The organism is uncultured Faecalicoccus sp., assembly GCF_944325745.1.
Classification (GTDB): Bacteria; Bacillota_I; Bacilli_A; order Erysipelotrichales; family Erysipelotrichaceae; genus Faecalicoccus.
Genome location: NZ_CALVBG010000035.1, coordinates 1 through 12640, shown reverse-complemented (window position 1 = coordinate 12640; position 12640 = coordinate 1). Strand labels below are relative to the sequence as shown.

At 41.8% G+C, this 12640-nt stretch carries 14 protein-coding genes; 2 read left to right on the top strand and 12 right to left on the bottom strand.

Annotation, left to right across the window (positions count from 1 at the left end):
• The 3 genes from Q0J48_RS04720 to agaB all read right to left on the bottom strand — a co-directional run.
• On the bottom strand, window positions 1-854 hold an 854-nt coding region (locus Q0J48_RS04720), incomplete at its 3' end, for a PTS system mannose/fructose/sorbose family transporter subunit IID (protein ID WP_296242107.1).
• Entirely contained in the window at window positions 844-1641 is a 798-nt protein-coding gene (locus tag Q0J48_RS04715) for a PTS sugar transporter subunit IIC (protein ID WP_296242105.1), read from the bottom strand. The genes Q0J48_RS04715 and Q0J48_RS04720, both read right to left, overlap by 11 nt.
• A gap of 29 nt (window positions 1642-1670) precedes the next feature.
• Entirely contained in the window at window positions 1671-2147 is a 477-nt protein-coding gene (agaB, locus tag Q0J48_RS04710; protein ID WP_273476972.1) for a PTS galactosamine transporter subunit IIB, read from the bottom strand.
• Window positions 2148-2367: 220 nt separating this feature from the next.
• Between agaB and Q0J48_RS04705 the strand changes: the two genes are divergently transcribed.
• A complete protein-coding gene (locus Q0J48_RS04705; protein ID WP_296242101.1) occupies window positions 2368-3528 on the top strand; it encodes an AraC family transcriptional regulator in 1161 nt (386 codons plus the stop codon).
• Window positions 3529-3565: 37 nt separating this feature from the next.
• Here Q0J48_RS04705 and agaF read toward each other — a convergent pair whose 3' ends face one another.
• On the bottom strand, window positions 3566-3994 hold the full coding sequence (agaF, locus tag Q0J48_RS04700; RefSeq protein WP_296242100.1) for a PTS galactosamine/N-acetylgalactosamine transporter subunit IIA: 429 nt from the start codon (window positions 3992-3994) through the stop codon (window positions 3566-3568).
• Window positions 3995-4007: 13 nt separating this feature from the next.
• Entirely contained in the window at window positions 4008-5183 is a 1176-nt protein-coding gene (locus Q0J48_RS04695) for an SIS domain-containing protein (RefSeq protein WP_296242098.1), read from the bottom strand.
• 178 nt (window positions 5184-5361) lie between these two features.
• On the opposite strand from Q0J48_RS04695, the gene Q0J48_RS04690 reads away from it, so the two are divergent.
• A complete protein-coding gene (locus tag Q0J48_RS04690) occupies window positions 5362-5925 on the top strand; it encodes a hypothetical protein (RefSeq protein ID WP_296242096.1) in 564 nt (187 codons plus the stop codon).
• Between the two features lie 8 nt (window positions 5926-5933).
• On the opposite strand, the gene Q0J48_RS04685 is transcribed toward Q0J48_RS04690, so the two are convergent.
• The 7 genes from Q0J48_RS04685 to pepT form a co-directional block, all read right to left on the bottom strand.
• A complete protein-coding gene (locus tag Q0J48_RS04685; RefSeq protein WP_296242093.1) occupies window positions 5934-6788 on the bottom strand; it encodes an aldose 1-epimerase family protein in 855 nt (284 codons plus the stop codon).
• A gap of 12 nt (window positions 6789-6800) precedes the next feature.
• Complete coding sequence (locus Q0J48_RS04680) at window positions 6801-7574, bottom strand: Cof-type HAD-IIB family hydrolase (RefSeq protein ID WP_296242092.1); 774 nt, start codon at window positions 7572-7574, stop codon at window positions 6801-6803.
• Window positions 7575-7604: 30 nt separating this feature from the next.
• Complete coding sequence (locus tag Q0J48_RS04675) at window positions 7605-8456, bottom strand: patatin family protein (protein ID WP_296242091.1); 852 nt, start codon at window positions 8454-8456, stop codon at window positions 7605-7607.
• Entirely contained in the window at window positions 8456-9628 is a 1173-nt protein-coding gene (locus Q0J48_RS04670) for an NADP-dependent malic enzyme (RefSeq protein ID WP_296242090.1), read from the bottom strand. Before Q0J48_RS04670 ends, Q0J48_RS04675 begins: the two co-directional genes overlap by 1 nt.
• A gap of 39 nt (window positions 9629-9667) precedes the next feature.
• Entirely contained in the window at window positions 9668-10327 is a 660-nt protein-coding gene (locus Q0J48_RS04665; RefSeq protein ID WP_296242089.1) for a hypothetical protein, read from the bottom strand.
• A 141-nt stretch (window positions 10328-10468) separates the two neighbouring features.
• The gene (locus Q0J48_RS04660) at window positions 10469-11314 is read right to left on the bottom strand and encodes a hypothetical protein (RefSeq protein WP_296242088.1); all 846 of its coding nucleotides are present in this window, start codon (window positions 11312-11314) and stop codon (window positions 10469-10471) included.
• Window positions 11315-11381: 67 nt separating this feature from the next.
• On the bottom strand, window positions 11382-12578 hold the full coding sequence (gene pepT, locus Q0J48_RS04655) for a peptidase T (protein ID WP_296242085.1): 1197 nt from the start codon (window positions 12576-12578) through the stop codon (window positions 11382-11384).
• Window positions 12579-12640 lie beyond the last annotated feature (62 nt).

The window sequence follows — 12640 nt, the reverse complement described above, 5'->3', positions numbered from 1 at the left end:
ATACCGAAGATACCACCAACGATACCGATAACAAGGAACAATCCGATACACTTAACAGGAGTCCATCCCTTCTTAGAAATTAAGAAGTAGCACATTAAAGTGAACAGTAATGGAATCAAGCAAGGCAGGATCATGTTCAAGTAATCCTGGATGTTGATGAATACATCTACCATTGTTTCGCCATCTTCACCAACAGTCTGTCCATTAGGAATAGAGATACCTAATTTAGTTCCAGAACCATAGTTAGAAATCAAGGCACCAACAACGAATACACCTAATACGCTGGCAGCATGTGTAAAGGCTTTGGCATTGGCAGTCATCATCTGAACTGCTTTCATACCTAAGTTGTAAGACCAATACATCAAACCATAACGCAATGCCATTTCAACACCGAATGCGATGATGAAGTACAGAACTGGTCCTAAGAAGCTTCCATCAATAGCCATGTTTGCAGTCAAACCAGCTGTGATAGGAATCAAAGTATACCAGAACAATGCGTCACCGATACCTCCTAATGGAGCGGCAACAGAGATACGTACGGAACGGATAGTCTGAATATCAGTCTTCATCTGTTCCATTGAAAGAACGATACCCATAACGAATGTTACAGCGAATGGGTGAGTGTTCAAGAAGTCCATGTTGTGTGTCATGGAAGCAGCCAAGTCATCTTTGTTCTTATGAACTGCCTGAAGACCTGGAAGCATAGCCCACAACCATCCAGCAGATTGCATACGTTCGTAGTTAAAGCAAGCTTGCAGCTGCATTGAACGCCATACCATCTTGTTTAAGATTTTCTTCTCAACTCTAGGTGCTGGAGTAGTATCTTTATAAGAAGTCATTACATTAGATTCCATCACTTACACCTCCTTGCTGAGCATTCTTTTCCATTGTTGTAAGTTTAAAGTCTAACAGTGCGAAGCAAACACCTACGAATGCAACTAAGATCAATGTAGCACTTGCCAATGGAGCGATATTTCCGATAACCAAGGCAAATACGAATCCGGCCAACAGCCATCCCCAAAGATCGTTTGACATCATGATCTTCAACAGGATACCGAAACCTACGAAACGCATCATACCACCAGCAGCACTTAAACCACCCATGAACCAAGAAGCATTGTCAGCTAAAGACTGTAAAGGTTCAGACATTGCAGTACCACCAACATAAGCGATGATAGCGATAACAGCAAATAATCCACCTAAGCAAAGCATATGAATGTTCAAAGCTTTAGTGATTCCTTTAGGATTGCCTTCAGCAGCGGCTTTGTCACACATTGACATCAAACCAGAAGCTGCAGAGAACATCAATGTAACGATGTACTGTCCGAATGTAGCAAAGATCATACATGCACCTAAGGCAGCATTTACATCTAACTGAGCTTTAACAGCGAACACCATAGCAACAACGCTACCTAATACAGCGTTCGGAGGCTGAGCTCCACCAACTGGCATGTTACCGATCATCATCAATTCGTATGTACCACCAACTACTAAACCAGTCTGAACATCTCCTAAGATGATACCCATGATTGGACAAGCGATGATAGGACGATAGATGATTTCAGTTAATGAGAACTGGTCAATCGCAAAGATAAAAGTTACGACAGCCAATAACACTAACTCAATAATATTAATGTCCATAAAAACTTTCTCCTTAAATTATCAATTGATTATTTCCAAAGTTTGTCAAGGCTTTCCGGAGCAATATCCGGTACACGCTGAATTTCTAATTCAACGCCAAGATCTTGCATCTTTTTGAAGCATGCAACATCATCATCATTCACTGCAACAGAAGTTGCAACCTGACGTTTTCCTTCGGCCATATGCATGTTTCCAATATTTACTTTTTTAATTGGAACACCGCCTTCCACAAGTCTTAATACGTCCTGTGGAGTCTCGCAAATAATAAAGATTTTCTGTGCAGGGCTAGCTTTTCCAATGATGTCGATCGTTTTCTGAATAGAGAAGAAACGAGTCTGAGCATAAGCTGGAGCTGCCATGTTCATCAATCCCTGACGGAATTCATCTCCTGCAACAGCATCGTTTGCCACCAACAGTAAGTTAGCTCCTAAAACACCACTCCACTGTGTAGCAACCTGACCGTGAATCAAACGATTGTCGATTCTTGTCAATAGAATGTTTGGCATATTCTCTCTCCTTTCTGAATGATAGCGCTTTCTTTCCACGGAAATCTATCCGATACCATTATACTATGAGAAATATTTTTCACTTTACACATTTTGATTAGTTGTTTATACTTTTTAATAGAGAACGGAATTTTTAAAGTTAATTTTCTTAAATATTTGCTTCATTCTCACATTTTTTGACACACATTGTTATTGTTTTATAAAACAAAGGAGAGTTTTCATGCTAAAAAGAACAACAAATTATTTATTTCAAACATTTGGCAGTGTCTTTTATGATATGAAAAGCGCCGGACAAAACAGCGCGACCGTTTCTAACACGATCCAAATCGATAATAAAAGTTTTGACTCCTATTATTATTCCAGTACCTCTGTCTATTTATCCTGTCCCAAAGGAATCGTAATGCTGGTCGTCAGTAAAGACGGGATCAACTACAGTGAATTTGTGATCCATCGTGTCATTCGTCTGAATCCAGGGGTTTATTTCAACTTTGTTTCAATCTCCAACACCAGCGAGATCCATATTGCCTATGCTCCGACCGGATTGAATCAAAAGAAGATGAAAGAGCCTTATATTTATGAGCGCATCGTTTCGAAGATCGATCTAAAAGAGATCCTCACTTGTTTTTATCAGGTGCGCAAATCCAATTATGATTTTCCCGGAGAAAGCCACGACTTTTATGAACTGACTTACATCGATCACGGCTCCTTGCATATGACGATCGACGGCAAGCCTTATCAGCTTAATAAATATGATTTGATCGTTTACTATCCCGGTCAGTTTCACACCCAGAGCACCGATGAACACAGTACTTGTTCCTATCTGACCATTACCTTTGATATGAAAAATGATATGGACGCCTCGTTAATGAATCGCGTCTTTAAGACCCGTAAAGATATCTACAATGTATTGTCCGCCTTCATGAAAGCGATCCAATCAAAAGAATATCTCAGTGAAGAGCTGGCCTTGCTCTATCTGAAAGAAGTACTGATCTTACTCTATCAGTTTGACACCAAAAGTGACGAAGAATCCAACATCAATCCGATGCAGGAGCATTATGAAAACACACTGCTCAACGAGATCCTGGTCTTCATCCACAATAACATCTTTACCGCATTCACCGTGGAAGACCTCTGCCAAAAATTTTCGATCTCGCGAAGCAGTCTGCAATCACTGTTTCGCTCCAACATCAACATTACACCAAAGCACTACATCTCGAATTTAAAACTCAATCAAGCTAAATTGCTGATCCAGGAACACAAATATACAATTTCTGAGATCTCCGATATGTTGGGCTTCACTTCGATTCATTATTTCTCGCGTAAATTCAAACTACAATACGGCATGTCCCCCACCGATTACGCAAAATCGATCAACCAATAAAAAAGGCGAGCTGTCACGCTCGCTTTTCTTATGCGGTCTAGATCCCGTCTGATACTTCGATCTTTTCCACTGGTTTGTAAACGAAACGAACCACTTGATCCTTACCAACGTTTACAGCGGATTCCGCAAGATCTTTTACACTTTCCGAGAAAGTTCTTGTTAAGTTGATCTCAACCAACATTCCTAAGTTAGTTCCGGCAATCACTTCCACATTTCCGCGTGGGAAACCAATTTCCACACTTGTTTTGAAAGGTGAACCCCCTGCTAAATCACTTAAAACCAAGATTTCTTTACAATCAGAAAGAGAATCCATAGCTTCCGTTAATTTTTTTGCCAGATCATCGGTTGAATCTGTTTCTTCAAAATCAACAGCGGCATAGTTTTGAGGTTCTCCGGCGATCAACTTCAGACTGCTTGTCAGTCCTGAAGCAAAATGTCCGTGTCCTGTTACAATCAATCCAATCATCGTTTTCTTCCTCCTACTTTGCCGTATATGGGTAAATTGTTACACCCTGAACTACACGGTTCACTTCTCCTGTCGGACATGGATTATCCGGTGTGCAGTTCATAGAAATTGATTTATACAATCCTAATACTTGAGCAACCAAGATATAGTCAAGGCCTAAGAAAATATTGTCTTTTGGTGCATCCAGATCAAAGCTGATATAAGTATCTACCAATTCGCGGATCTCTGGATAATCATGACCAGCTACAGCCAAGATACGGTTTTTCTTACGCTGACCGCTCATTTCTTTGACCAGATCATATTCGTACTGTCTCTGGAATGGATCATCGGAAATATAAACAACCGTCAATGCCTGATCATTGATAACAGATTTAGGTCCATGACGGAATCCTAATGGACTGTCAAAGAATGTTGTGACTTGTCCCGCTGTTAATTCACAAGTTTTCAGCTGACTTTCTTGGGCAACCCCTTTCAAGCAGTTGGCCCCCAGATAAATCAGACGATCATAGTAGAAATCGTTGATCAGATCCACAACTTTTGTATATCCTTCATCTAAGAAAGCCTGACCACGTTCAATCACAGATTTCATCGTTGCTTCCATTTCATCCAAAGCATCTAAGCGGAAGCAAAGAACGCTTGCCAGATACATATTTGAGAAACTGGAAGTCATCGCAAAACTCTGGTCATGCGTTTCTGGTGTCAAATTGATGCAGTAAGCATTATCCATTTTTTCTGCTAAATGCGATAAAGCACCATCTTTATTACAAGTAATGAACAGATGATATACATTTTCTTTGCAGATCTCTTCTGCCATCTGTACGCTGCCTACACTTTCTGGAGAGTTTCCAGAACGTGCGAAGTTGATCAATAACGTCTTTTTATGACGAGACAGATAGTTTTCTGGTGTTTCTACGATATCGGTAGAAGCATAGCTGCTGGCATGGAAATCCGTATAACGGTTTACATAGGAATATACCGCATTCCCAACATATTCACTCGTTCCCCCGCCGGCAAAGATGATCTCAATGTCACCGGCATTCAAGATCGGGTCGAGGAACTTTTTCAGATCCTCTTTTTCAGCTTTGATTTGTGCGATCGTTTTAGCCCAAGTATTTGGCTGCTGGTAGATCTCTTGTGCTGTATAGGTTGCAGTCAGATCTGCCCAAGTACTTTTGTCTTTTCCTAACATGCTTTTTTCCTCCTCTGAAATCGCTTTCCTTGTAGTTTTATTATACCCTTATTTTTAACTTTTTAAATTTTTATCTTCATTTCTGGTTAAAATATGCAAATTTGTTGTCTTTTTTCGATAGAATTTGTATTCTTTTGCGCTTTCTTTTATAATAACCCCTAGAAACGAGGAGAGATCTATGGCAAGAAATTCTAAAGTCAAACAGGAAACCACGGCTCCTGTCGGGCTCAATTTATATCAAGATGAAAAAAATCGGACGATCTATAAGCATCCCTTATTAAAACAAGCGGTTTATATCCCCACTTATGATTTTCGAACATTCGAGTTATATAGAAAGCGCTATATCCTGGCCATTTCTGTATTTGTCGTCCTGTTCACTTTATTAAACGAATGGTTCGGCATCCCTTTCTGGGTCTCCATTGCGATCTCTGTGCTGGTGTGGTTATTCCTCGAATGGAAATTTTATAAATTTTTACAAACGGAACAGCCTGTCAAAAAATTCCAACCCGAAACTTACAGAGATTACTATGATAACTTTGAAGCGCAAGGAACCGAAAAAGTTGTTCTCAAAACCATTCTTTATCTTTTGTTAGGGGCTTTGATCGTCTACAACAGCTATTATTCCAATTATCAAGGCATTTATATCATTGCCAGCTGGGCCGTTTTGGCACTTTGTATCATTTATGCGATCTTTCAGATCCTTGTATTCGCCAAGGTCAAGGCAAGAAAAAACGCGGGATAACCGCGTTTTTATAATGCCTCGTAAGAGTATTCCGTTTCAAAGGTTTCCCCCGGTTCTAAGCACATCGTCCCTTCCCGGGCATAAAAATCATCGTGCCCTGGTTCAAAGTCCGCATGGCCATACCAAGGTTCGATACAGATAAAATCAGATTTCTTTTCATGGGTCCAAATCGCTAGATAAGGAAAGCCGTCAAAATGGAATCGAATTCTTGGCTCCCCTTTGTAACAAACGGTCAAATAGGCAGACTGCAGATCTTGATAAATGATCGTCAAAGATTTATAGATCTCTTCATAGCTCAATTTCCATTCCTTAAACGTAACGTCTTTTAATTCATGGGGCTGGCGATCAATCAGCATCTGTTTGGCATGTTCTTCCTTTTCAAAGACAAAAGAATAGTCTTCAAACGCTTCTTGCGGATTTTGCGGAATACGAAAAGCCGGATGCAGACCAAATGTAAACGGCATGGTCTTGGTCCCTGTATTTGTGATCGCATAATGGATCTTACATGTTTTTTGTTCCAGGGTATATTTCATTTCATAATGAAAGTCAAATGGATATTGCGCTTTAGTTTCTTCATTGGAATTGAATGTAAAACAAATCGCATCCTCTTCTTGTTTTCCTTTCAGATCGGCATAGCGAATCAATCCGTGATTTTTCATCGCGTAGGTTTTACCATCGATCGTATAATCTTTTGTCCAAGTGTTTCCTACGATCGGAAACAAAGAAGGATTGCGGCCTGACCAGCCTTGGTCTCCCTGATAAAGAAGTTCAACGTTTCGGTCTTTATCGATAAAGTGTTTCATTTGACCCGCCTGTTCCATGCATTCCAATCGGGCATGTTCGTTTTCTAATACATATTCCATTTTATACGCCTCCTAAATCAATTGATTCTTTTTAAGATATTGGTAGATTCCATCTTGATCCACACTTTGGATCACTTCATCCGCTACTGCTTTCAAACGAGGGTGTCCGTTTCCCATACAAAGGCCATGATCCGCTCCTTTGAGCATATCGATATCATTTTCGCCATCCCCAAAACAATAAGTCTTTTGCAAATGGAAAGCTTTCTTGCACCAATTGACACCTTTGATCTTATCAATGCTCTTTTCCCGTATTTCGATCGCATGCCGAAAATCCACAAAGCTGCAGTCGTGCACATTCTTTTTGATTGTCTTGACATCCGAAGGATCCTTCAAAAAGATCAAAACATTCAAAGCTTCCTGATCCGTATAAGGAACATAGACAGGAGCACACAGGTAAAGTTTGAAATAGGCATGATGGGCAAAAACCGTAGGGGGAACGGCCCAATAATTTCCAAAAGAATTGCTGTAGCGCCAGATCCAGCCATGGCTTTGACAAAGATTCTGGATCTGCTTTACACTGGCAGAAGGAATCTTTACTTTAAACAGATCGTTGCCGTTTTCATCAAGAATACGAGCACCGCCTTCTAAGATTCGTCCATCAAAAGGAAATTGCCGCAAAGAACTCGGTAAGTGCTCCAATTCAGCCTGCGTTCTGCTAGTCGCCAAGAAGACACGATTCCCCTTTTCTTTTAACGCATCTAAAGCATAGATCGTTTTCGAAGATACATCGTGTGTCCGATGGGTATAAAGGGTACCATCAAGATCAAAAAAATAACCTACCGTCATACGATTATTATAAACAAAAAAACCGAGTTTTCACTCGATTTCTAAAAATTCTTTGATTTCCGGAATTCTCGCCTCAGTCTCATCATATCCCAATTGATACCATGGTCTCAACTTTTTAGGATTTGTCGTATAACGGGTCACTCCCAGATCTTGATGCGGTCGAAGAACCAGCGCTTTGTTTTGAGATTCCAGTTCATGGATCGTTTCCCATTGTTCATTATATTGTTCATGGCGTTTTTTGAGATCCGATGTGATCTGAGGATCGCGATACATCAAATTGGCCAGAGCCAATTGATATTTCGGGGCCGGTTTACGCACATAGCCTTCTTCTTTGGTGGAAACGACGATATGTTTCTGGTTTCCTTGGCGAATACTTTGATGGATACTGATCATATCGATCAGGCCGGCATCCATATATTTGATGCCTTGAAACTGATACGGTTTACATAAGATCAAAAGTGCACAACTCGCTTTGATCATGGTCTGATCTGGATCGACAGCACTTTGATCATAATATTCCACCTGATGCGTCTCCATATTATAGAGACCGATTTCCATTTTGGTACTGCTCTGCAGTAACGCTTGAAAATCCAATGGTTCGCGACTCTCAATAAAATCATTGGTCGCTTCAATGCCAAAAATGCTGCCTTCTTTCAAAAGCGGGCGAAGACCCACTACCCCTTTTTGACAAGGGGCATCGATTCCCGTTACTTTTAAACGTTCTGTTTGACGGGATGTATAGCTCAACAAGATCTCACTGCCCGCAGAGATTCCAACACAGTAAGGCAAATAGATCTTATGATCCAACAAACAATGCAGCACACCGGCAGAATAAGCCGCCTTGGTCCCCCCGCCTTCACAAACTAAACCTGCCTTGACCATTACCGATCCCACTTCCTGATCACGCCTGAATCTTGCGCCGCTTGTTTGACAGCTTGCGATACCGCAGGCACAACGCGAGGATCTAATGCGGAAACAATAATATTTTCCGGGGATAATTCTTCTTCCGAGATCAATGAAGCAATCGCAAAAACCGCTGCCTTTTTCATCGCATCATTGATCTGGGTCGCCTGGGCATCTAAAGCCCCTTTAAAGATTCCCGGGAAAGCCAAAAGATTGTTGATCTGATTCGGATGATCGCTTCTTCCCGTTCCTACTACATAAGCACCCGCCGCTTTGGCCTCTTCGGGTTCAATTTCCGGGATCGGATTGGCCATGGCAAATACAATGGCTTTCTCATTCATGCTTTGGATCATTTCTTTGGAAACGATATGACCGGCACTGACTCCGATGAACACATCGGCCTTCTTCAAGGCATCGGCTAAAGTTCCGGTTCGATGATGAAGATTCAAACGATCGATCAACGCTCTTTGTCCGCTTGTCAGCTCCATGTTCTTCTCCAAGATTCCTTGTTTATCCACTAAGATCACATTGCCCAACTCCAGATCCAACAATAATCGGGCAATCGCACAACCGGCACTTCCCGCTCCGTTGATCACAATATCGACATTCTCTTTTTTCACCAGCCGCAGCGCGTTCACGATGGCCGAGCTGACCACAATGGCTGTTCCATGCTGATCATCATGAAAGACCGGGATCTGCATCTTTTCCTGCAGTCGCTTCTCTACTTCAAAACAACGAGGAGCCGCAATATCTTCCAAGTTGATTCCCCCAAAGCTTGGTTCGAGAGAAGATATGATCTGTACCAGCTCATCGGTATCTTGAGTATTTAAACATAACGGAATGGCATCCAGTCCGCTCAGCGCTTTGAAAAGCACACACTTTCCTTCCATGACCGGCATCCCGGCTTCCGGACCGATATTTCCCAATCCCAGAATGGCACTGCCATCACTGATCACTGCGATCGTATGCCCTCTTCCGGTGTAGGTATACGATAGTTTGGGATCTTTTTGGATCTCTAAACAAGGAGCGGCCACTCCCGGCGTATACGCTATAGAAAGATCGTCGCGATTCTGGATCGGCATTTTCGGAACCGTCTCCAACTTCCCGTTCCACTGTGCATGATAACGTAATGCTTCTTTTGCGTAGTCCATAATTTCTCCCCTCCTGAAATAGAAAAAACATAGAATGATCTATGCTTTTTGTTTCTTGATTTTTAAGATAGATTCTTCATACGGTGTACCGGCACAATGTTTCAATGCCCGGTCAAAGACACGATTCATATTCTCCATATCGTCCTTGTACGAATATTGAAGTCCCAATAAATATTCTAAAGTGCCTACCGCCATTTCTTTCGATGGTTCCATCTGGCTCTTACCATCCCATAAGCGATCGATACGATCTTGGATCTCTTGAATGTATTTGCTCTCTTTCTTGATCAAGATACTATATTGGATCTCCAGATCTTGCGCTGCATTGGGGTCAATGCTTTGGACAAGGTCGATCATATCACGCGTCTTTTTCGCACGGCCAATTCCGATATAGTAATAAAAAGCACGCTGGTACAACGCTAATTTCTGCGGTTTCTTGATTCGCATATTCAACATCATGTTGAACTGCTGTTCGACATCATCTTTGCGGTTTTGCGCAATATAACCGCTTAAGCGCATATTTTCGCGTTCAAAAGCACTCATGCTCATCTTACATTTAAAAGAATCCAACGTATAATAAAAGGTGTCAAAATCCTCTTCCATGATTTCCTGATTTAAATTGGCCCAAGTCCGTTTTCTTAAATAATACGGTACCGCTATCAGGCAAAGTGCCACCAATACCGTCGCAATGATATATCCCATACTATCTCTCCATGTCAAAACGTCTGTTTACAGAATACCCTAAAACCCATTTTTTGTAAATAAAGAAGGACATTTTGAGACACCCTGTACTAAAAAAGACAAAAAAAGAGCGAAGGGACAATCTTCACTCTATCAACAAAATCAACTCATCTTCAAGAATCGCGGATCCTTTCGGATCGATTCTCTTAAATCTTGAGGAACTTCCAATAGATCCATCGCTTGTTCCAAGGTCAATCCTTTTTGATTTTTCATCAAGTTATAAAGACCCTGTTCCATACCCGTATTCAATGCACGGTTCCATAAGCCTTCACTGAATGTACACATGTCCCTCATCTCCTTTTCGAATCCTTCTGTCATCAGTATATCATATCTTTCCTTCAACACTTGCCTCTTTGTCTCATAGGGTTCCTGCGAAACAAATAAGAGCGATAATAACTCCTGGGCACCCGCTCTTTGTCCCTGAAGATCCTGTGAGGGATGTATGAATAGGATTCGCAATAAATCCATGATCCCCACACTGATGATTCCCTCTTGATCATCCTTAGGATCTTCATTTCGCAGCCAGATCGTAGCCACAACAAGCAAAGAATCATAATCCGAGCCTTGAAGATTCTTTTGTAGGTCGATCAATCGGCATCCATAATAAAGTGCTCGATTCTTTAAGTGATAATGGACCGGACTGCTTTGGGCTTCAACATTCACAAGGATCGTTTGTTTTTGATAGCGAACCACAAAGACCAGATCAAAGTAGAGCCTGGCTCCTGATATCGATTCATCCTCTACATTGAACCCGATGATCTTATCATGCGAGTTGTCTGGTTCGATCCCGGCCATGATTTCCGAAATCGACAGATCTTTACATTCCTCTAAAGCATCCTTTAAGATCCAGGCCAATATGCTTTTATAACTCAATATTCTTTTACAAGAGGCATCATAAGCATTCTCTTTGGGATCTTCCTGGATCATCTCTCTTGGAATGGACCGCATATTTCCACCTTCTTTCCATCTACTAATAAATACGATGGAAAAAAAATAGAAACAAAAAAAGCTGTCACTAGGACAGCTTGATCAAAGTCTGAACGATATCGACCATCTTTTCCATCTGCTGAATGCTGCAGAATTCAAAACGGCCATGATGGTTGTAAGAACCTGTGCCTAAATTCGGACAAGTACATCCTTTTTCCGTCAACATGGCTCCATCCGTCCCGCCGCGAGTCGGGATCGAAACCGGTTTTAGTCCACAAGCCTTGATGGCTCTTTGGGCGCGCTGGACAGCTTTTTTATCTTTCATCAGATCTTTCATATTAAGATACTGATCTTGGATATGCACCGCAAAACGATTGGGATATTTTTGATTCATCGTTTCGCAAAGCGTATGCATAAAGTCTTTCTGCGCCATAAATTTCTTCTGATCATGATGACGAAGCAAATACGTCAAAGAAGCCTCTTCACAAGTTCCGCTCATCTCTAAAAGATGATAGAAGCCTTGTCTTTTCTCGGTATGCGCCGGCGTTTGATTTTTCGGCATCTTCTGGATCCATTCACCAGCCAACAAAGAGGCGTTGACCATCTTATCCTTGGCATCGCCAGGATGAATGCTTGTTCCCTGGATCGTGATTTGTGCCATGGCCGCATTAAAGTTTTCATAATTGACGGCATCCACTCGGCCTCCATCCACCGTATAGGCATAATCGACCGCAAATCGATCTAAATCAAAATGGTCCACTCCCCGTCCGATCTCTTCATCCGGCGTAAAAGCCACAACGATCTTCCCGTGTCTTTGGTTTGAACGGATCACTTCTTCCACAGCCGTCAAGATGATGGCGATCCCCGCCTTATCATCTCCGCCCAGCAGTGTCGTTCCATCTGTCAAGATCAGATCTTCCCCTATGCATCGCAAGAAAGAGGGATACTCTTGCACAGAACAAAGGGAGCCATCCGGATACGTGATATCTTGTCCATCATAATGAGAAAGGATCCAAGGATGAATATTGGCTCCGCTCAATTCACTGGCCGTATCCATATGAGCACAGAATCCCAGCGAAGGACAGTTGGGATCGTTGGCCTCTAAGGCCGCATAGACGATTCCATATTCACTCAAGCACACTTCATCAAAGCCCATGTCTTGACATTCTTTGACCAATTCTTTGGCGAGAACCCACTGTTTTTCTGTGCTGGGGGCCGTCAGCGAAGAAGCATCCGATTGTGTATCAAAAGATACATAATGTAAAAAGCGTTCCTGTACGTTCATTATGCCAACTCCTGAGCCAGTCGCGGAACAATTTGTTTTTTACGAGAGACATATCCATTCTC